The 19,665-nt window shown below is 59.3% G+C and carries 18 protein-coding genes; 14 read left to right on the top strand and 4 right to left on the bottom strand.

Annotated elements, in window-relative coordinates; translation table 11 throughout:
* Positions 1–156 precede the first annotated feature (156 nt).
* From AC2FHX_RS07930 to AC2FHX_RS07915, 4 genes are all read left to right on the top strand, one after another.
* A complete protein-coding gene (locus AC2FHX_RS07930) occupies positions 157–1,392 on the top strand; it encodes an acyl-CoA dehydrogenase family protein (RefSeq protein WP_496690484.1) in 1,236 nt (411 codons plus the stop codon).
* 8 nt (positions 1,393–1,400) lie between these two features.
* A complete protein-coding gene (locus tag AC2FHX_RS07925; RefSeq protein ID WP_496701075.1) occupies positions 1,401–2,207 on the top strand; it encodes a thioesterase family protein in 807 nt (268 codons plus the stop codon).
* Positions 2,208–2,280: 73 nt separating this feature from the next.
* A complete protein-coding gene (locus AC2FHX_RS07920) occupies positions 2,281–2,928 on the top strand; it encodes a DUF1007 family protein (RefSeq protein WP_496701073.1) in 648 nt (215 codons plus the stop codon).
* The gene (locus AC2FHX_RS07915) at positions 2,913–3,815 is read left to right on the top strand and encodes a nickel/cobalt transporter (RefSeq protein WP_496679194.1); all 903 of its coding nucleotides are present in this window, start codon (positions 2,913–2,915) and stop codon (positions 3,813–3,815) included. The genes AC2FHX_RS07920 and AC2FHX_RS07915 overlap by 16 nt, the downstream gene beginning before the upstream one ends.
* Here AC2FHX_RS07915 and truA read toward each other — a convergent pair.
* Positions 3,812–4,579, bottom strand: coding sequence for a tRNA pseudouridine(38-40) synthase TruA (gene truA, locus AC2FHX_RS07910; RefSeq protein ID WP_496701071.1), 768 nt, complete (start codon positions 4,577–4,579; stop codon positions 3,812–3,814). The genes AC2FHX_RS07915 and truA overlap by 4 nt on opposite strands.
* 108 nt (positions 4,580–4,687) lie before the next feature.
* Here truA and AC2FHX_RS07905 point away from each other — a divergent pair, with 108 nt between their 5' ends.
* The 10 genes from AC2FHX_RS07905 to AC2FHX_RS07860 all read left to right on the top strand — a co-directional run bounded on the left by AC2FHX_RS07905 (position 4,688) and on the right by AC2FHX_RS07860 (position 17,174).
* Positions 4,688–6,100, top strand: a complete 1,413-nt coding sequence (locus AC2FHX_RS07905) for a YcjX family GTP-binding protein (protein ID WP_496692324.1) — start codon at positions 4,688–4,690, stop codon at positions 6,098–6,100.
* Positions 6,097–6,552, top strand: a complete 456-nt coding sequence (locus AC2FHX_RS07900; protein ID WP_496701069.1) for a GNAT family N-acetyltransferase — start codon at positions 6,097–6,099, stop codon at positions 6,550–6,552. The genes AC2FHX_RS07905 and AC2FHX_RS07900 overlap by 4 nt, the downstream gene beginning before the upstream one ends.
* The gene (locus AC2FHX_RS07895) at positions 6,545–7,534 is read left to right on the top strand and encodes a YcjF family protein (protein WP_281996070.1); all 990 of its coding nucleotides are present in this window, start codon (positions 6,545–6,547) and stop codon (positions 7,532–7,534) included. Before AC2FHX_RS07900 ends, AC2FHX_RS07895 begins: the two co-directional genes overlap by 8 nt.
* A gap of 54 nt (positions 7,535–7,588) precedes the next feature.
* Positions 7,589–8,299, top strand: a complete 711-nt coding sequence (locus AC2FHX_RS07890) for a VIT1/CCC1 transporter family protein (RefSeq protein ID WP_281973820.1) — start codon at positions 7,589–7,591, stop codon at positions 8,297–8,299.
* Positions 8,300–8,390: 91 nt separating this feature from the next.
* A complete protein-coding gene (locus AC2FHX_RS07885; protein WP_496701067.1) occupies positions 8,391–9,698 on the top strand; it encodes an SDR family oxidoreductase in 1,308 nt (435 codons plus the stop codon).
* Positions 9,698–10,177, top strand: coding sequence for a DUF2269 family protein (locus tag AC2FHX_RS07880; RefSeq protein ID WP_496701455.1), 480 nt, complete (start codon positions 9,698–9,700; stop codon positions 10,175–10,177). The genes AC2FHX_RS07885 and AC2FHX_RS07880 overlap by 1 nt, the downstream gene beginning before the upstream one ends.
* Before the next feature lie 95 nt (positions 10,178–10,272).
* Entirely contained in the window at positions 10,273–12,966 is a 2,694-nt protein-coding gene (locus tag AC2FHX_RS07875) for a DUF2339 domain-containing protein (RefSeq protein ID WP_496701065.1), read from the top strand.
* 163 nt (positions 12,967–13,129) lie between these two features.
* Positions 13,130–16,042, top strand: a complete 2,913-nt coding sequence (ileS, locus tag AC2FHX_RS07870) for an isoleucine--tRNA ligase (RefSeq protein WP_496701063.1) — start codon at positions 13,130–13,132, stop codon at positions 16,040–16,042.
* A 132-nt stretch (positions 16,043–16,174) separates the two neighbouring features.
* Positions 16,175–16,630 carry a methylated-DNA--[protein]-cysteine S-methyltransferase gene (locus AC2FHX_RS07865; protein ID WP_496692328.1) on the top strand — a complete coding sequence of 152 codons (456 nt, stop codon included), beginning with the start codon at positions 16,175–16,177 and terminating at the stop codon, positions 16,628–16,630.
* Positions 16,631–16,706: 76 nt separating this feature from the next.
* Positions 16,707–17,174, top strand: coding sequence for a GreA/GreB family elongation factor (locus AC2FHX_RS07860; RefSeq protein ID WP_142640155.1), 468 nt, complete (start codon positions 16,707–16,709; stop codon positions 17,172–17,174).
* A 2-nt stretch (positions 17,175–17,176) separates the two neighbouring features.
* Here AC2FHX_RS07860 and AC2FHX_RS07855 read toward each other — a convergent pair whose 3' ends face one another.
* The 3 genes from AC2FHX_RS07855 to AC2FHX_RS07845 all read right to left on the bottom strand — a co-directional run bounded on the left by AC2FHX_RS07855 (position 17,177) and on the right by AC2FHX_RS07845 (position 19,564).
* Positions 17,177–17,872, bottom strand: a complete 696-nt coding sequence (locus AC2FHX_RS07855; RefSeq protein WP_496696920.1) for a CDP-alcohol phosphatidyltransferase family protein — start codon at positions 17,870–17,872, stop codon at positions 17,177–17,179.
* Between the two features lie 67 nt (positions 17,873–17,939).
* Complete coding sequence (locus tag AC2FHX_RS07850) at positions 17,940–18,860, bottom strand: tyrosine recombinase XerC (protein WP_496701061.1); 921 nt, start codon at positions 18,858–18,860, stop codon at positions 17,940–17,942.
* Complete coding sequence (locus tag AC2FHX_RS07845) at positions 18,857–19,564, bottom strand: DUF484 family protein (RefSeq protein WP_496692329.1); 708 nt, start codon at positions 19,562–19,564, stop codon at positions 18,857–18,859. The genes AC2FHX_RS07850 and AC2FHX_RS07845 overlap by 4 nt, the downstream gene beginning before the upstream one ends.
* Between the last annotated feature and the right edge of the window lie 101 nt (positions 19,565–19,665).

The raw sequence follows: 19,665 nt of genomic DNA, 5'->3' as shown, positions 1-19,665 counted from the left end.
TTGACGGCTATACGGTCGCCAGTCTCCGGTTACTGCACCCGTTTAATCTCATATGGGGTGGGTGACGTCCCGTCACCCAACTGGACATCATGACGGTGGCTAAGTCATTCTCGGCCCAAAGGTAATGCCCGTGTGTCGGGGCGGAGGAGAAAACTCATGAACATGTCATTCGGCCTGCGCGAGGAAAACCGCGAACTGCTGACCCGCGTAACAGAGATGATCCGAAATGAAGTCATGCCGCTGGAAGAAGAGTTCCATGCTGAAATCAACAAAGGTGACCGCTGGCAATATACCGACCGGCAGGCGGATATCCTTGAAGGGTTGAAGGCCAAGGCCAAGGCGGCGGGATTGTGGAACTTCTGGCTGACCGACAGTGAAAAAGGGCTGGGTTTGACAACTGTGGAATACGCCTTTTTTGCTGAAGAAATGGGTAAGACCCCGCTGGGTGCCGAAATCTTCAACTGTTCGGCCCCAGATACGGGCAACATGGAAGTATTCGAGCGGTACGGGTCCGAAAAGATGAAGCAAGAGTGGCTCAAGCCGCTGCTCGATGGGCAAATCCGTTCGGCCTATCTGATGACCGAACCGGATGTCGCCTCGTCTGATGCCACCAATGTTTCGATGTCCTGTGTGCTGGACGGCGATTCCTACGTTCTGAATGGCGAGAAATGGTGGGCCTCAGGCGCCGGTGATCCGCGGTGCAAGGTCTATATCGTCATGGTCCGGACTGGCGGTGATGACTTGCCTGTTCACAAACGCCAGTCGATGATCGTGGTGCCGGCGGGAACGCCCGGGATCGAGGTGCTGCGCCCGATGGAAGTCTACGGCCATGATGATGCGCCGCACGGGCATATGCATATTCGCTTTACCAATGTCCGGGTGCCTGCCGAGAATATCCTGCTGGGCGAAGGGCGCGGGTTCGAGATCGCTCAGGGTCGATTGGGGCCGGGACGCATTCACCACTGTATGCGCGCTATTGGGCAAGCAGAGATGGCCCTGGAGCAGATGTGCAAACGGTCGCTGCAACGCGAAGCATTTGGCAAGAAGCTGGCGCAGCTTGGGGCGAATTTCGATATCATAGCCGAATGCCGGATGGAGATCGAAATGGCCCGGCTACTTTGCCTCAAGGCTGCTTGGTACATGGATCAGGGCGATGCGCGCGCGGCGGCCCCATGGATCAGCCAGATCAAGGTCGTGGCACCGCGGGTCGCATTGAAAGTGATTGATGAGGCGGTGCAGATGTATGGCGGGCAAGGGGTAAGTCAGGACACGCCGCTGGCGACCGCGTGGACGCATGTACGGACCCTGCGGCTGGCCGATGGGCCGGACGCGGTGCATCGTCGTCAGGTCGCACGGACTGAGCTGAAAAAGCATACACAGGAAAAGGTCTGAGGTCCCAAGTGGATTTGAAATCTGATATGTTCAGGTTGCCCTATTTCAGACTTCGCGCGGATGGGGTTTTTGTCGGCAATGACCCGGCGCGGGGTCCGTGGTCTGCCGAACATTGCCATGCTGGTCCGGTCAGCGGTCTGATCGTGCGCGCCGCGGAATCTGAAATTGGACCGGACAAGATGCTGACCCGGCTGACGGTCGATCTGCTGCGCCCGCTGCCCCTGTCCGGGTTGCGGGTTGCGGCAGAGACGATGCGGCACACCAGAACGCTGGCGACCACTCGGGTTACTGTGCACGATCTGGACAACACTTTATGCGCCGTAGCCACAACTATGCACCTTGCCCGCCGCGACCTTGGCCCGGTTCCCAATGTCGCTCTCTCATCTCCGCAACTGGCGGACTCGGTAGACGGCCCATTTCCCATCGGCGAAATTCGGCACGATCTTCCGGGGTTCGCGACCTATTCCGATGTCCTCTATCCCAAGGGTGGAAATCAGGGCGTCGGTCCCAAAACGATCTGGATGCGCACGCCTCCGCTGCTTGGGGACGAGGTGCAATCTCCGATTCAGGCGCTGTGTCCACTGGCTGATTGCGGCAATGGCATTTCGTGGAATGCCCCCACAACCGAGATGGGGTTCATGAATACCGATCTGACGATTCAGGTGCACCGCGAGCCGGTCTCGGATTGGCTGGCCTCCGAGTCTGTCTGCCATTGGCAGCCCTCGGGTATCGGCATGTCGCAATCGGTTTTGTATGACACCGAAGGGCCGGTTGGAACAGCCCTGCAGACCCTTGTGTTGTTCCCACCTGCCTGAGCCATCGGCCAGCTTCTGCGCGCCCGGCCCAAATGGGATTGCCGGGCGCAGGCCGACACCCTATCTTTCGCCCATGCGCTGGCTTGTGACCCTAGTGACCTGCTGTTTGCCGATCCCGGCGATGACGCACCCGCATGTCTTTATCGACACGGGGCTGGAATTCATTGTGGACGATTCCGGGCAGCTGACCCATGTCCGTGTGACCTGGGCCTATGACGAGTTCTACTCATTGCTTGTCCTCGAAGACATGAAGCTGGATCAGGATGGCGACGGTCTTCTAAGTGAAAGCGAACAGGATTTCCTGTCCGGGTTCGATGCACAGTGGGATCAAGGCTATAACGGCGATCTGGTCGTCTGGTCCGAGGCTGAGGTATTGCCGCTTTCTGGCCCACTTGAGCCGAAAGCATTGATGGAGGACGGGCGCATCGTGACCTCGCATCTGCGCAGTGTCGAAGGGGGGCCTGTACCGGCCACCGCCTTATCGGTGAAGGCGTTTGATGAGACATATTACACCGCATATGACCTGACGCGCCCGGTGACGGTTTCGGGGAGTAAGACCTGCCAGATTGACCGCGTCGAGCCGGATGTCGACGGACAGCTTGCCCAAATGCAGGCGTTTCTGCTGACGCTGGATGCCAATTACGACCTTGAGGAAAATGACATCCCGATGGTGGGCGAAAACTTTGCAACCGAGATCCGTATTTCATGTCCAAATACCTAATTGTCCCGTTTGTTCTGGCGGTCGGAGTTCTGCTCTGGTTCTGGTTCAGCGGCGGGTTTGACCAACTTGCGGCATGGGCTGCCGGTGAACAGCGTGCATTTCAGAACCAGATTGCGCGGTCTCTGCGCGCTGCCCGCGCCGAACAACCTCAGGCGGTCATGACTTTGTTGACGGTGTGCTTCGCTTACGGGTTCTTCCACGCCATCGGTCCTGGGCATGGCAAAGTCCTGATCGGTGGCTATGGGCTTGGCCGGCGTGTGGCGTTCTGGCGGCTTTCAGCGATCAGTGTGTTGTCCAGCCTTGGACAGGCCGTAACCGCGATTGTTCTGGTCTATGCCGGTGTGCTGGTGTTCCAGATGTCTCGGGAAAGACTGGTCGACACAACGGAGCAAATCATGGCCCCAGTCAGCTATGGGGCGATCACTGCGATCGGGCTTTGGCTAGTGTTTCGCGCCTTGCGGAGCTTTGCCAAACGCAGCCGGGATCACGGCGCAAATCATCATCACCACGATCACGAAACCTGTTCGGATTGCGGCCACCGGCATGGTCCGTCTGCGGATGAGGTGGCGCAGGTCGGTAGCCTGCGCGAGGCGGCGTTGCTGATCGCTGGAATCGCCGCACGCCCCTGTACCGGGGCGCTGTTTGTGTTGATCCTGACCTGGCAGATGGGCATCGCCATCGTTGGCATCGCCGGGGCGTTCTGCATGGCGCTGGGCACTGCGACTGTCACCACTCTGGTAGGGTGGACCTCTTTCGGTCTGCGCGGGGGGATGCTGGCCTCGGCCTCAGCGACGCGGTTTGCACAGGTGCTGGCCCCAACCATCGAACTGGTCGCCGGGTTGCTGATTGCGGTGATAGCTGGTGGCCTTTTACTGCGCGCGCTTTAGTCGAACACCGGGTTCGGATAGCCGACCCGCGCAAGATACAGCCCCTGTGGCGGGCAAACCGGCCCGCAGGCGGCACGATCCTCAGCTTGCAGCGCGTCGCGCACATCTTCGGGCGTCCAAGACCCGGCGCCGACACGTTCCAGCGTGCCAACAAAGCTTCGCACCTGATTGTGCAGGAACGAACGTGCCCGGACGTGGAAATGAACCTCGGGACCTGAAAAGCCCTGCACCTGTTCCACACGCAACTCATCCAGCGTCTTGACCGGGCTGGTCGCCTGACAGATCGTGGACCGGAACGTGGTGAAATCATGCCGTCCGATCAGCATGTCCGCCGCGGCCTGCATCGCATCAATATCCAACGGGTGACTAACTTGCCAAACCTGCCCCGCGTCATGGGTTGCAGGCGCGCGGCGCATCAGGATGCGAAACAGATATTGCCGTTCAAGCGCCGAGAACCGCGCATGCCAGTCATCGTCCACCCGTGCGGCTTTCACGATGGCCACTGGTTGCGGCTTGAGGTGATAGTTCAGCGCTTCGGACAGTCGGAAAGGGTCCCATTCCTTGATCAGGTCGCAATGGGCGACCTGTCCTAGCGCGTGGACACCGGCATCGGTGCGACCCGCCGCAGCGATCGTGTGGTCCCCGGGTTGTATCCGCGACAATGCCTCTTCGATCGCCCCCTGAACCGAGGGCTGATCTTTCTGCCTCTGCCACCCGGCAAACGGCTTTCCGTGATATTCGACTTTCAACGCGTATCTGGGCATGGGCTGCTGGTACCGTGCTGCGCGACGGCGGGCAAGGGGCCGGAAAGCGCTGGCATGTCGGACGGTGGCTACCTATCTTGAGCGAAACGATAAAAGCGGGGCGACGGCTTGGTCATCTCATCTATGGCAGACAGTCTTGTCCGCGGCATGGAATCCGTGGGCGACAGCGTTTCCGAAGCTCTGTTCGAGCCGGTCATCCGCCTTGGTGTCACCGGGTTAGCGCGTTCGGGCAAAACGGTGTTCATCACCTCGCTTGTTGCAAACCTGCTGGACCGTGGGCGAATGCCGGGCCTTGTTGCGCAGCATGAGGGACGGATCAACGCAGCTTACCTTCAGCCGCAGCCTGATGATACCGTGCCCCGGTTCGATTATGAAAACCATCTTGCTGCGCTGACCGGGCCAAACCCGCATTGGCCCGAAAGCACCCGCGCCGTGTCCGAGCTGCGCCTGTCGTTCAAGGTTCGCCCTGCCGGTCTGCTGTCTGGCCTGAAGGGGCCGCGAACCGTGCATCTGGATATTGTGGATTATCCGGGCGAATGGTTGCTGGACTTGGCCCTGCTGGACAAATCATATGACGACTGGTCAACCGAAACGCTGACCCGCATCACAGAGCGGGCCGAGGCACAAGAGTTTCTGGCGCAGGCCAAAGCGGTCGCGCCGGAGGCAAAACATGATGAGCCGGTGGCGCAATCTTTGGCGCAGGCGTTCTCGGGCTATCTGAACACGGCGCGCGATGCCGGGTTCTACGATTGTACGCCGGGACGGTTCCTGTTGCCGGGTGATCTGGCGGGATCACCGGTTCTGACCTTCGCGCCGCTGCCAGTCGAAGGGGTCGCCACCCGTAACAGCCTGCACCGCGAAATGGCGCGGCGCTACGAAGCCTATAAATTGCGCGTGGTCAAACCGTTCTTTCGCGAACATTTTGCCCGGATCGATCGACAGGTTGTTCTGGTCGACGCGCTGGGTGCGATTCACAAAGGGCCGAAAGCGGTTGAGGATATGCGCCGAGCGATGGGAGATATCCTGTCGGCCTTCCGTCCGGGGCGCAACGCGTGGCTCAGCCAGTATCTTCTGGGCAAACGGGTCGAGCGCATTTTATTTGCCGCCACCAAGGCCGATCATTTGCACCACCTGCAGCATCCACGTCTGACCAGCATCATGGAGGCATTGACCCGCGACGCCCGTGACCGCGCCAGTTTTGCCGGGGCCGAGACCTCGGCTGTGTCACTGGCGGCTTTGCGGGCAACAACCGAAGAGATGCGAACCCATGAAGGAGTGCCGCTTGCCTGCGTGCGGGGCACTTTGCTTGACGGCAAGCAGGCGGCCTTCTACCCCGGTGAGTTGCCCGAAGACCCGGCTCATTTGTTGGGGGCAGCCCGCAGCGGAGCAGAAAGCTGGCTGGGCGAAGACTATGGGTTCATGAGTTTTGCGCCTGCGAACCTGACCCTGCGATCGGGTGACGGCCCGCCCCATATCCGACTTGATCGCGCGGCCCAGTTCCTGATCGGAGACCGGTTATGACCGTAACGCTCCGCCCTGCGCGCAGCACGGATGCTGGCGCGACGGGGAAAATCCTGCATGGTTTTGCTTGTGAAAATGAGTGGATGCCAGAGCTGCATTCCTGTGCCGAAACCATCGCCTTTTGCGGCGTGATGATTGATCGCGACTGGATCACCGTTGCTGAAAACGAGGATGGTGTAGTTGGTTTTCTGGCATTGAATGGTTCAGAGGTCCATTCGCTTTACCTGCGTGCGTCAGCGCGCAATCAGGGCATTGGGCAGCGCCTGTTGGATCAGGCGAAATCTGGCCGACAAAAGCTGTCCCTGTTCGCCTTTCAGGCCAACCATGGCGCGCGAAGATTCTACGAGCGCAACGGATTTGCCGAGATTGCCCGCGGTGACGGGGCCGATAATGACGAAAACCTGCCGGACATCAAATTTGTCTGGAACGGAGAGGGGGCAGCCGATGGCTAAGGGTCCGGTTCTGATCGATCTTGATCCCGAGGAACCTGTTGCGGATGTCGCTTTGGCACCGCCCGTTCCGGATGCGGGCGAACCACAGGGGAAGGCGATGCAGGCCGCCGCGCGTCTGGCTGCACGGAAACCGTCGGCCCTGTCACGCTGGTTTTGGGGACTGGCGGCAGCGGTCATCGGCGCGGTTGTCTCGGTGGCGGCATGGGATTTTGTGACCGCTTTGCTGTTGCGCGCGCCGGTTTTGGGATGGGTTGTAACTGGTCTGATTGGCGCGTTGCTGCTGGTTGCCCTGATCATCGCTTTGCGGGAACTTGCTGCGATCGGGCGGCTTTCGCGTGTGGATGGCATCCGTCGCGCCGCAGACACCGCGTTGGCAGAGGCGGATCTGACGCAAGCCCGCGCTGTAACCAACCGGTTGTTGGCATTTTACAACGGGCGCGAGGACGTTCGATGGGGCCGCGATAGGCTGGCCAAACGAATCGCTGAGCCTTTCGATGCCTCAGATCTGATGGCTCTGGCCGAGGATGAGCTGCTGGCCCCTCTGGATGCCGCGGCCAGTCGAGAAGTCGAGGCCGCCGCGCGTCAGGTCGCGACGGTGACCGCTCTGGTTCCTTTGGCTCTTGCGGATGTGGCGACGGCTTTGGCCGCTTCGCTGCGGATGATCCGCCGCGTTGCCGAGATCTATGGTGGGCGGGCCGGTTTTCTGGGCAGTTGGCGCCTGACCCGGGCGGTCTTTGTGCATCTGGTTGCAACCGGCGCCGTGGCTATGGGCGATGACTTGCTGGAACCGGTGCTGGGCGGCTCTGTCCTAAGCAAACTGTCGCGGCGGTTTGGCGAAGGCCTGGTTAACGGGGCGCTTAGCGCGCGCGTCGGCGTGGCCGCGATGGAGGTCTGCCGTCCTTTACCGTTCTCGGACCGTCACAAGCCCTCGACCCGGTCGATGATCAAGCGTGCGCTGGCGGGGCTGTTTTCGAAAACTTGACCTGAGACAAAGCGTTCCTGCCAGCCGCGCATCATAACAAAGCAGGAGGCACCCATGACAGACCATGGACACAGCCAGCAAGAAATCGCGGCACGTATCAACGCGCCGCCGGGGCGTGGCGTTTTGCGTGATGTGGTTTACGGCGGGATCGATGGATCAGTCACCACTTTTGCCATCGTTGCGGGCGTTGCCGGGGCGGGGCTGTCACCGTTCATCATCATAGCGCTGGGGCTGGCCAATGTGCTGGCTGACGGGTTTTCGATGGCGGCGGGGAATTACTCGGGCACCAAGGCTGAACTGGATAACATCCGGCGCATTCGCGCGATCGAGGAGCGTCATATACATCTTTACCCCGATGGTGAACGGAACGAGGTGCGCGAGATTTTAGCCCAGAAAGGACTGTCGGGCCGTGTGCTGGACGAAGCCACCGATGCGATCACGGAAAACCATGACAACTGGATCGACCTGATGATCGAGGGAGAATATGGCCTGGGCAGCGTCGATCCGCATCCGCGCAAAGCTGCGGTGGCGACGTTTTTTGCTTTTCTTGTGGCCGGCATGGTTCCGCTTTTGCCGTTTCTGTTTTCGGTGGACCGGGCATTTGCTGCTTCGGCCTGGATGACGATGGGTGTTTTCTTTGCCATTGGTGCCCTCAAAAGCCGCTGGTCGCTGGCTCCGTGGTGGCGGTCAGGGATCGAAACGCTGCTGATTGGTGGGGCCGCTGCCGCAATCGCCTATTTCGTCGGTTCACTGTTTCACCCCTAGCGGTCGGAATTGTCGCAGTTTGCCCGGTGCCGCAGACGGCTGCCGCTCGACCCGCTAGGTTGGGGCGCAACTTCAGCAGGTAAGGTGCCCGATGCAAGGTTCTGGGAAAAATATACTTGTTCTAGGCGCTTATGGGTTTATCGGCGCGGCGATGATGCGGTCTCTTTCGGATCGAGGTGCCAATGTATGCGGCCTTGTGCGCGATACAAACCTGGGTGAGAAAATCCTGCCCGGGATGTCTTTGGCTCAGGGAGATTTGCGCCAGCTCACGCACCCACACGATTGGCGGGAAATTCTGTCAGGTTTTGATTGTATCGTGAACTGCGCCGGGGCGTTGCAGGACGGACCAAAGGACGATCTCGAGGCGGTGCATCACACTGCGATTGCCGCCCTCGGGCAGGCCTGCGCCGCGCGCGGCATTGCCGTGATACAGATTTCTGCAACCGGAAGCAGCCCAGAGGCCGACACGGAATTTATGCGCACCAAAGCCTCCGGGGATTCCGCCTTGCAGGCCAGTGGTGTGCGGCTGTGGATTCTAAGGCCGGGCCTTGTGATCGGGCAGACTGACTATGGTGGAACGACCTTGTTGCGCATGCTGGCCGCAATTCCGCTTGTGCAACCGATCGCCTTTCCGCAGACGCTGGTTCAATGTGTTGGACTGGCCGATTTGTGCAGCGCCGTGGCGGCGGCCATTGATGAGACGTTGCCACAGGGAACCTATGATCTGGTCGAGGATCAGGCTCATTCGCTGTCCGAGGTTCTGGACGAAACCCGCCGTTGGATGGGGTTCCCTAAGGCACGTGTTCGGATAACGGCACCGGCTGTGGTTGCTAAGTTCGCCGCCGGTTGCGCCGATCAACTTGGGCGCTTGGGGTGGCGGTCGCCCCTGCGCAGCAACGCAATGACAGTCATGGCTAGCGGCGTGCCGGGCGACCCGGCCCCATATCGTAAGGTTACAGGTCAATCCATGCGCTCAATGCCCGAGATTTACCGCAGCATGGCCTGTTCACGCGAACACAGGTTGGCAGCACGAATATCGTTGCTGATGCCGTTGACGGTTGCAGCGCTCAGCCTGTTCTGGGTCCTCTCAGGTGTCTTCGGAGTGCTGGCCTTGTCGCAGGCCACACAGGTTCTGACCGTCGCAGGCTGGACCAGTGGTGCCGCTGTGGCCAGCGTGCTGTTCTGGTCATGTGTCGATATCGGTCTGGGGCTTGCGATCCTTTGGCGACCATGGGCAGAACGCGCCTGCATCGCTCAACTTTGTGTGGCGGTTTTCTACCTATTGGCGGCCTCAATTACGGCTCCTGCCTTGTGGCTCGACCCGCTTGGACCGCTTGTTAAGGTCATGCCCGCGATCATGTTGTCTCTGGTCGCACTGCCAATGGTGAAAAGCCGATGATGGACCCGGATCTGATCTTGCGCTGGTTTCATGTGATCGGGGCTTGCGTCTTGTTGGGAACCGGGGCCGGAATCGCATTCTTCATGCTGATGGCCCATCGGTCACGCGACCCGCGTTTCATCGCCCAGACGGCGGCAATCGTGGTGCTGGCCGATATGCTGTTCACCACAACCGCCGTTGTTGTACAGCCGATTTCTGGGGGCCTGCTGGCTTATAGGTTGGGTTGGTCACTGACCGAGGGGTGGGTGCTGCTGTCCCTATTGCTGTATGTCCTGACCGGAGCTTTCTGGCTGCCGGTCGTCTGGATGCAGATAAAGATGCGGAACCTCGCGCAAGAGGCGGCAGATCGCGATACTGCTCTGCCGCGTTCGTATTTCATATTGTTCCGGCTTTGGTTTGCATGTGGGATCCCCGCATTTCTGGCCGTTTTGGCCATAGTCTGGCTCATGATTTCCCGCCCTTCGATAGACCTGTTTTGATTTCAGGCCATGTCGCGGTATGCAGGACGGTATTCCGGACTGTTTCTACCTGATGCATCAGGTTAGCCTGCAGAGAATTTGATAGGAGAAACAGGTTGGAATCCCTTCTGGTCCTTCTTGCGTTGGTTGCGCTGGCTATTCCTTTGGCCATTGTGCTGCTGCTTGTCAGTCAGGTTCGGTTGCGGCGGCGGGTCGTCCGGTTAGAGGCGGACATCCTGTCACTGAAACAAGGCACCAATACTGAACCAGAACCCGCGACAGAGCCCGAGCCCAAGGCGCAGGATATTCCGACCAAAGCGCCTCCAGTGTGGCCGATAGCCGACCAACCTGAGACCGAACAGCCAATCCCCCCGCAATCTCCTCAAGAAGCACTGGTTTTCAGCTCTGACCGTTTCGCGTTGCTGCAGGAATGGCTGCAGGAAAACTGGTTCTATGTCGTTTCGGCACTGTCGCTGGCACTGGCGGGAATTTTCTTGGTGCAATACGGCGTCGAGAACGGGTTGCTGCCGCCGTCGGCACGTGTCGTTGCCGCATTGCTGTTTGGCGCGGCGCTGATTGTCAGCGGAGAGGTCATTCGCAGGCGCTATGGCGATGGCGTGGACTCCGCGAGCGCCTATTTGCCCTCGGTGTTCTCAGGCGCGGGGCTGGTCACACTGTTTGGCGGCGTTCTGGCGGCGCGGCAACTATATGGCTTGATCGGCCCTGAATTTGCGCTTGTCGCCATGATTGGCGTTGCATCTGTCGGGCTGGTTTTGGGCTGGTTCCATGGTCCGCTATTGGCAGCTGTCGGACTGACAGGTGCCTTTGCCTCCCCATTCTTGGTCGGTGGCTCTTCGGATGATCCGACCTGGTTATATGGCTACTTCCTAACCATAACGGTTCTGGGCCTGGGCATAGACACCGTCCGCCGATGGGCCTGGATTTCGGTTCTGACACTGGTCGGAGGTTATTCTTCGTGTCTGCTGCTGGTCCTGTCGGAACCGATGACAGAGCCGGGCTATCTGACCTGCATCACCGCCTTTGCGCTCATCACTATTGCGATTCCGGTCCGGCGAATTTGGCCTGATCACACCGGCCCGATGGTCAGCGAAATGATCCGACGCCAAAGCGGCGAGGCATGGCCCGAGTTTCCGACGCGTCTGGCATTTGGTGCGGTTGCGGTCAGCTCGGCCATCCTGGCGCTGCACTGGCCGGATTCCGCCGGTGAGTTCTGGTTGAGCCTGACGCTTTTGGCTGGTCTGGCCTTTGCGATGATCGTTTGGACAAGCGGGGCGAGGGCACTTCAGGACATCAGTGTTTTCCCGATTGTTGGCCTTGTCTCGCTCGTATTTCTCCAGGGGTGGGATCGTGGCAAAGTCGCACAGCGTTTTGCTGAGACCTATGCCGAAACGCCCGAGGCGGATTTTCCCTTTGTCGTGACATTGCTTGTGGCACTGGGTGCAGCCCTGTCAGTTGCGGCGGCGTGGCGGTCGATGCAGCAGGGGCGCTATGGCGTGGTCTGGGCGGCTGGGGCGGTAATAACCGCACCGATACTTGCCATCGCTCTTGAGATCGCTTGGCGCCCGGCCGAGGTTTTGGGCGCGTATTTCTGGGGGCTGCACGCAATGGCTCTGGGTGCCTTGATGGTGGTCTTTGCCGAACGCTATGCGCGCGTGGATGGTGAACAACGTATACGTTCTGCGCTGGCCACGTTATCCGCGCTGTCCTGTCTTGCATTTGCCTGTGTCATCGTGCTGAGTTCTGGCGCCCTGACGATTGCGCTGGTTGTGACCGTTGTAGCCGCTGCCGCGCTGGATCGTCGGTTCAACCTGCCTCAGCTCAGTTGGTTTATCTGGGCCGGGGTCTTCACGGTGACTGTGCGGCTAATCCTAAACCCGGGCCTGTACTGGGCCAATACGGTGCCGGTCGGTGAAATGACGTTGGTCTATGGCGCCGCCACCCTTGGATATGTTCTCGCCTGGGGCCTGATCCGGGGATTGAACCGCCCCGTTGCAATCTTGCTGCTGGAAAGCGCAGCCTGGGCAACCGCGGGGATATTGCTGTCATTGCTGCTGCTGCGCTGGCTGGAAGGGTTCGGTCAAGGCGGGATGGAGGATAGCCATTGGGGGTTGGGCCTGATGGCGGTGATCTGGCTGCTGTTGGCGGCGGCACAGATACGGCGGTTCGATTTGGGCGGGCCGTTGAACTATGTTCGCTATGGGCTGGCGACGTTCTTTGCCGCCCATGCCCTGTTCCGACTCGCGCAAGCGCTGACCGAGGCAAATCCCGTTCTTTATGTGCACAGTGATCCCGTGTTGGGGCCTGCGCTGATGAACACGCTTGCCATAGCCTACCTTCTTCCTGCCGGGGTCCTTGCCATGTCAGCCTGGCGCATTGAACAGATGCCGGTTTGGTTGCGGCAGGGCTGTTTCGGTCTTGCGGGTGCGCTTGCAGCATATTGGCTGGGTGCTTCTATTCGCCATTTCTGGCAGGGTCCCGGTGGCATGTATGCCGAGGCTGGGGTCAGCCAACCAGAGCTTTACACCTATACCTTGGCCCTTTTGATTGCAGGCGCGGCGCTGTTTTATCAATCTTTGGCCCGTCGGTCCGACCTGTTGCGCAAAGTGGGGCTGGTTGTGATCGGACTGGCCGTGGCAAAGGTATTTCTGATCGACATCGCCGGGCTGGGCGGCCTGATCCGGGTCTTTTCGCTGCTGGTGCTGGGGCTTGCACTGGCCGGTTTGGCGTGGCTGAATCGCTGGGCAAAGCTGCGCCAATCGCCACAAGGGGCGGAACCTCTGGACCATTAGCTGTGGGCGTCCTATAAGCGCGGCCATGTATGCCCGTCTGGCCATCATTATTCGAATTATTTCCCCGGCGCTCTGACCACTGAGACGCCGGGCAAAGGTGTTTGAGAACTCGCACCGACCGCTTCGATCCCAATACGACCAGATCATCCAAAGGACGCCCCCAATGTGCGCCGACACGACCCAAACACCTGATTACAAAGACACGCTGAACCTGCCGAAAACCGATTTCCCCATGCGCGCAGGCCTGCCCAAACGCGAACCCGCATGGCTGGAACGTTGGGAAGAGATCGGTGTCTATGACCGCCTGCGTGAAAAACAGGGCCGCACGCCCTTTACCCTGCACGATGGCCCTCCGTATGCGAACGGTCACCTTCATATCGGTCACGCGCTGAACAAGACGATCAAAGACATGATCGTGCGCAGCCATCAGATGATGGGCCACGACGCGCGCTATGTGCCAGGATGGGATTGTCACGGTCTGCCGATCGAATGGAAGATCGAGGAACAGTACCGCAAGAAGGGCAAGAACAAGGACGAGGTGAACGTTGTCGACTTCCGTCAGGAATGCCGCAAGTTCGCCGAGGGCTGGATCGACATCCAGCGTGAAGAGTTCAAGCGTCTGGGCATCACCGGCAACTGGGCCGATCCCTACATCACCATGGACTATCACGCCGAGGCTGTGATCGCGGATGAGTTCATGAAGTTCCTGATGAACGGAACGCTCTATCAGGGGTCCAAGCCAGTCATGTGGTCGCCGGTTGAAAAAACCGCGCTGGCCGAAGCCGAGGTCGAGTATCACGACAAGGAAAGCTTCACCATCTGGGTGAAGTTCAAGGTTGTGAATGCGGGCGATCTGGATGACGCGTTTGTTGTGATCTGGACGACGACACCTTGGACCATGCCGTCGAACAAGGCTGTGGTCTATGGCAAGGACATCTCCTACGGGCTGTACGAAGTCACTGATGCGCCAGAGGAATGCTGGGCTGCTGTTGGCGACAAGTTTCTGCTGGCGGACAATCTGGCCGCTGACGTGCTGGGCCGCGCCCGCTTGAACGACGACCAGTGGACCCGCGTCCGTGATGTCACAGCCGATGTGCTGTCATCTGTCCAACTGGCCCACCCGCTGGCCGGGGCCAAGGGCGGCAATGGCGAATGGGACGACATCCGTGACTTCCGCGCGGCTGAGTTCGTGACCGACACCGAAGGAACGGGGTTTGTTCACTGCGCGCCGTCGCACGGGATGGAGGAATTTGAGCTCTACCGTGATCTTGGCATGCTGGAGCAGGTCATCACCTATAACGTGATGGACGATGGTTCGTTCCGCGCTGATCTGCCGTTCTTTGGCGGCAAATACATCCTGTCCCGCAAGGGCGGTGAGGGTGATGCCAACAAGTCCGTGATCGATAAGCTGGTTGAGGTTGGCGGGTTGCTGGCGCGCGGAAAGATCAAGCACAGCTATCCGCATTCCTGGCGCTCGAAGGCTCCGATCATCTATCGCAACACGCCGCAATGGTTTGCCTCGGTCGACCGCAAACTGGACGACGGCATGGGCGAAATGGGCGATAGCATCCGCGAACGCGCCCTGCGTTCGATCGACGAGTTGGTGAAATGGACCCCGCAGACCGGCCGCAACCGCCTGTATTCCATGATCGAGGCCCGGCCAGACTGGGTTCTGTCGCGCCAGCGCGCCTGGGGCGTACCGTTGACCTGCTTTACCAAGAAGGGCGCTTTGCCGACCGATCCCGATTTTCTGCTGCGCGACCCTGGCGTGAATGCGCGCGTCAAAGAAGCGTTTGAACAGGACGGGGCCGATTGCTGGTATCTTGACGGCGCGAAAGAGCGCTTCCTGGGCAATGACTATAATCCGGATGACTGGGATCAGGTGTTCGACGTTCTGGATGTTTGGTTCGATTCGGGCTCGACCCATGCCTTTGTGCTGCGCGACCGTGAGGACGGCACCGAGGACGGCATCGCCGATGTATATATGGAAGGCACCGACCAGCATCGTGGGTGGTTCCATTCGTCCATGCTGCAGGCCTGCGGCACCAAGGGCCGCGCGCCCTATCGCAACGTGGTGACCCATGGCTTTACGCTCGATGCCAAGGGCAACAAGATGTCCAAATCGCTGGGAAACACCATCGTGCCCGAAGAGGTCATCAAGCAATACGGTGCCGATATCCTGCGCCTGTGGGTGGCTCAGACCGATTACACCGCTGACCAGCGGATCGGACCTGAAATCCTGAAGGGCACCGCCGACAGCTATCGTCGGTTGCGCAACACCATGCGGTTCATGCTGGGCTCGCTGGCTGATTTTTCTGAGGCCGACCGGGTGGACCCTGCGGATATGCCGCGCCTGGAACGCTGGGTGCTCAGCCGTCTGGCCGATTTGGATGAACAGGTGCGAAAAGGATATGCGTCTTTCGACTTCCAGGGCGTATTCAGTGCGGTGTTCACCTTTGCAACCGTTGATCTGTCGTCCTTCTATTTCGACGTCCGCAAGGATGCGCTGTATTGCGACGGCGACAATCTGCGCCGTCGTGCCGCGCGCACCGTGCTGGATATACTGTTCCACCGTCTGACCACATGGCTGGCCCCAGTTCTGGTCTTCACTATGGAAGAGGTCTGGCTGGAGCGTTTCCCGGATGACGACAGCTCGGTCCATCTGGTGGACTTCCCTGAGACGCCTGCCGACTGGCGCAATACCGAGCTTGAGGCTGGCATGGCCAAGATCCGCCGGGTCCGCCGCGCTGTGACTGCCGCGCTCGAAGTTCAGAGACAGGATAAGGTCATCGGTTCCAGCCTTGAGGCCGCACCGATCGTGCATGTCGAAGATGGTGAAACCCGCAATCTTCTGGCAACGTTTGACGTCGATGACATGTGCATCACGTCCGGTTTGACCGTCACCGGAGATCCGGCCCCGGCCGAGGCGTTCCGCCTGCCGGAAATCGAGGGCGTGGCCGTGGTGTTCGAAAAGGCTGAGGGCGAGAAATGTCAGCGCTGCTGGAAAACCCTGCCTGATGTTGGGCGCCATGCGCATGACGGCGTGTGCGGGCGTTGTAACGACGCGCTGAGCTAATCAGTGTTCTGCGGCTGAGGCGGAGTCTTTTGCGAGGCTCTGCCTCGCGCTCCGAGGTATTTTTGGCCAGATGAAGATCCGGATCCGCAGAATTCGGGTTGTGATGCGCGCGGTTTCTGTCAGCCTGTTCGCATGGGAATGATTGCGGTTGAGACCCGTTTCGGGACTTTGGGTGTTGAAGGAACAGATGGCGCGGTGACGCGTCTGATCTGGAATGGCGGCAATCAGGGCGAAGTCACGCCCCTGTTGCAGGAGGCCGCCGCGCAGCTGCGCGCCTATGATCAGGGGCGGTTGGACAGGTTCGATCTGCCTTACCGTATCGAGGGGTCGGAATTCCTGCGTCAGGTTTGCGACCTGATGTTTGCCATTCCGCTGGGCGAAACCAGAACTTATGGTGATCTCGCGAAGGAACTCGGTCAGCCCCCGCAACCGGTGGGGCAGGCCTGTGGCGCCAATCCCATTCCGGTGATTATCCCCTGCCACCGGGTGCTGGCCGCAAACGGGCTGGGCGGGTTTTCAGGTGATGGCGGGATTGAAACCAAAGTCGCGCTGTTGCGCCATGAACGCGCCGCCGGTCTGCTGATCTAGAAAGCGGAATTCTGTTGCAATCCCGCTGGTTGATGCCCAATTTGTTTCAAATAGAGATTTCAAAGGATCGCATGGTATGACCGATCAACCAGACCTGGCAGCTCGTAAAAAGGCCATCATCGACCGCCTTATGTCGCTTGAGGAGCAAGAGCTTGCGACCGCACAGGCGCATTACGACGCTTTCCTGAAAGATTCGCAGCTTGATGACCGGGAAGGGCATGACAAGGATGACATCGCAGCCTCGCGCGAGAATGCCGATCTGGCAGCAGCCTTCGATGCGCCGGTTCATGCTCATCATGCCAAGATCGATGTGATCGAGAATACGGATTTTGATCTGACCGACAGGGTGCAACCGGGTGCGGTGGTCAAGTTCAACAACCGGCGCTTTGTGGTCTGCGTCTCGACCACGCGGTTCGAAGTGGACGGCAAAACCTATATGGGCATCTCAACCCAAAGCCCGATTTACCTGGCGATGGCAGGCCTGCAACAGGGTGATGTGTTCGCCCATAACGGAACCGAGTTCGAGGTGCAGGAGGTCCTGTGACCTTAAGCTCTGCGCGGCGGGATCACCTGCTGGGCAATTCCTGCGAACACCAGATACAAGCTGGTGATCACCAGACCCCAATGGGCCCAGCTTTCGGGGTGGAAATCGACCCAGGCAGCCCATCCGGCGAAGAAGGTCCAGGCAAATGCCATCGGCAATGACACATTGCGCCAGCGTTCTGTGCGCACCGGGTGGATGAACTTCAATGGCAGGAACATCGCCAGCGAAAGCAGCGTCACCAGCAGCAGGATAACCCAGAAATTGGGCTCGAGCGCGAAGATCACAATGACGAACATGTTCCAGCAGCCCGGAAAGCCGGAAAAGGAATTGTCCTTCGTCTTCATCCTAGTGTCGGCAAAATACATAGCGCTGGCAAAGGTGATGACAATGATGGCGAACCAGCCGGTCCAGCCGTCCATCAAGCCCGATTTGAACAGGGCAAAGGCCGGGATGAACACATAGGTCAGGTAATCAATGATCAGATCCAGAAGCACGCCGTCAAATTCCGGGGCGTTCTTTTTGACGTGATAGTGCCGCGCCAAGGGGCCGTCGATACCGTCCACAATGAACGAGACGACCAACCACAGATACATCAGGCTCCACTTCTCTTCGACGGCGGCCAGCATGGCGAGCATTGCAAATACGGCGCCGGTCGCGGTGAATAGATGTACGGAAAGAGCTTTAAATCTGTGTGTCATGGTGTCTCTTGAATGATGCGCGGGCCAGATGCAAACCAAAAGCCCGGTCAATGTGGATAGCGTTTGCTTAGGCTTTTGGGTGGGTGCGGTTGTAAACTTCCATCAGGCGCGCCGTGTCGACCGCAGTATATGCTTGGGTGGTGGACAGCGACGCGTGGCCCAGCAATTCCTGAATGGTGCGTAGATCACCGCCCGCAGACAGCAGGTGGGTCGCGAAACTGTGGCGCATGGCATGGGGTGTTACAGTGGAGGGCAGCCCAAGCTGCTGGCGCGCTCTGGCCATCACACCTTGAATGGCTCGGGGGTTCAGGGGGCCTCCGCGAACCCCGCGAAACAGTGCCTTCTCCCTGGATTGGGGGTGAGGGCACAGCTTTACATATTGATCTACAGCTGTTTGCGCGACCGGCAGGACCGGAACGACCCTTTCTTTGTTGCCCTTGCCGGTGATCCGCAGCGAGTTGGGCAAAGGGGTATCCGCTCCGGTCAGTGAGAGAGCCTCGGAAATACGCAAACCGCAGCCATATAAAAGAGTAACGACCGCAACGTCGCGGGCAGAAACCCAGTCGCTGGCGGATTGCATCTCGACCGTTTCAATCATCGCACGTGCGGCATCCTCGGCCATGGGTCGAGGGAGTTTTTGGGTAAATTTGGGGGCGCGCGTCGACAGAACTGCGGTCGGCTCAAACCCTTCACGCTCGGAAAGCCAACGGTAGAAGGTTTTCACAGCGGAAAGTTTGCGCGCAAGTGAGCGCGAGCCAACGCCGGATGCGCGCTGATCGGCCATCCATGCCCGCATGTCCGAGATTGTAATCCGTGCAATCGCCGCCATCCCCTGACTTTCGCTATGGTGCAGTGTCATGAAGGACAGAAATTCGGACACATCCCCCCGATAGGCGGTCAGCGTGTTTTCGGACCGGCCTGACAAGGCCCCCAGGCCATCAAGCCAGTTTTGCAGTGCGTCACGACAAGCCGGAGAAATAAGGCTCACGACAGCCAATGGCGCATCGACCGTTCGAAGACACCAGCAAAGAAAGTCAGAAGATCCGTGCCCAGCTTTGGCGTAAAGTGCCTGGGGTCTTTTGCGCTCATGATGATCATGCCAGGCAGGCGGCCTTCGCCCAAATCCAGCCTCAGACAAGCTTCGGAGCGCAGGTGATCCGCATCACTGCCGAATATCCTGTGTGCGGGGTGGATGATTTCACGCAAGACGACCTCGCGTGCTGGGCCGCTGTGGTCAAAGGTCAGATAGTTGTCGACGAAACCGGGTTCGACGATGGCCAGCACGCCTGCCAGTCTTGAGATTGCCGGGTCTTTCTGGACTGCCGTCGTTTCAAGAACCAGCGTAATGCGGTCGACACGCAGTATGTCAGCCACATCTGCACCAAGTATATGCAGGAATTCCTCAAATCCGACCGGTTCAAGTAGCCGAAGAATGGCCCGATGAACCTGATTTGTGCCGGCCAGATTTTCATAGGCTGCCGCAATGACCGAGCGGTGCGTATCCTCCAGCCGGTCCAGCCGGGCCTCGAGCCGTTGCATGGCTATGCCGCGCAGGTCGATGACGTTATTCCCGCGCGCCTGCTCATTTGCGGTGACGAGGGCCTGCATCAAGTCCTTGTCATCCAGAATGGCATCTGGTTCGGCCAGAATCGCCTCGCGCAAGGTGTCCTTGAGTATGGTGTTGCTGCTCATGTCCTGTCCGGTCTTTTTTATTTTTTGGCCTTATAGCACGGCTTGCCGGATCTGCCTCGGGAAAAATGAGCGTCAATTTGAATTTCGCGGGGAATGTGGTC

The organism is Ruegeria sp. CDSC042, from assembly GCF_059610745.1.
This window is presented reverse-complemented; position numbering and strand designations above follow the sequence as displayed.

What these genes read in the sequence shown, in the direction of transcription:
- AC2FHX_RS07930 (WP_496690484.1), top strand. Translation starts at nt 157, where the DNA reads ATGAACATGTCATTCGGCCTGCGCGAGGAAAACCGCGAACTGCTGACC.
- AC2FHX_RS07920 (WP_496701073.1), top strand. Translation starts at nt 2,281, where the DNA reads ATGCGCTGGCTTGTGACCCTAGTGACCTGCTGTTTGCCGATCCCGGCG.
- AC2FHX_RS07915 (WP_496679194.1), top strand. Translation starts at nt 2,913, where the DNA reads ATGTCCAAATACCTAATTGTCCCGTTTGTTCTGGCGGTCGGAGTTCTG.
- truA (WP_496701071.1), bottom strand. Translation starts at nt 4,579, where the DNA reads ATGCCCAGATACGCGTTGAAAGTCGAATATCACGGAAAGCCGTTTGCC.
- AC2FHX_RS07900 (WP_496701069.1), top strand. Translation starts at nt 6,097, where the DNA reads ATGACCGTAACGCTCCGCCCTGCGCGCAGCACGGATGCTGGCGCGACG.
- AC2FHX_RS07895 (WP_281996070.1), top strand. Translation starts at nt 6,545, where the DNA reads ATGGCTAAGGGTCCGGTTCTGATCGATCTTGATCCCGAGGAACCTGTT.
- AC2FHX_RS07890 (WP_281973820.1), top strand. Translation starts at nt 7,589, where the DNA reads ATGACAGACCATGGACACAGCCAGCAAGAAATCGCGGCACGTATCAAC.
- AC2FHX_RS07885 (WP_496701067.1), top strand. Translation starts at nt 8,391, where the DNA reads ATGCAAGGTTCTGGGAAAAATATACTTGTTCTAGGCGCTTATGGGTTT.
- AC2FHX_RS07880 (WP_496701455.1), top strand. Translation starts at nt 9,698, where the DNA reads ATGGACCCGGATCTGATCTTGCGCTGGTTTCATGTGATCGGGGCTTGC.
- ileS (WP_496701063.1), top strand. Translation starts at nt 13,130, where the DNA reads ATGTGCGCCGACACGACCCAAACACCTGATTACAAAGACACGCTGAAC.
- AC2FHX_RS07865 (WP_496692328.1), top strand. Translation starts at nt 16,175, where the DNA reads ATGGGAATGATTGCGGTTGAGACCCGTTTCGGGACTTTGGGTGTTGAA.
- AC2FHX_RS07860 (WP_142640155.1), top strand. Translation starts at nt 16,707, where the DNA reads ATGACCGATCAACCAGACCTGGCAGCTCGTAAAAAGGCCATCATCGAC.
- AC2FHX_RS07855 (WP_496696920.1), bottom strand. Translation starts at nt 17,872, where the DNA reads ATGACACACAGATTTAAAGCTCTTTCCGTACATCTATTCACCGCGACC.
- AC2FHX_RS07845 (WP_496692329.1), bottom strand. Translation starts at nt 19,564, where the DNA reads ATGAGCAGCAACACCATACTCAAGGACACCTTGCGCGAGGCGATTCTG.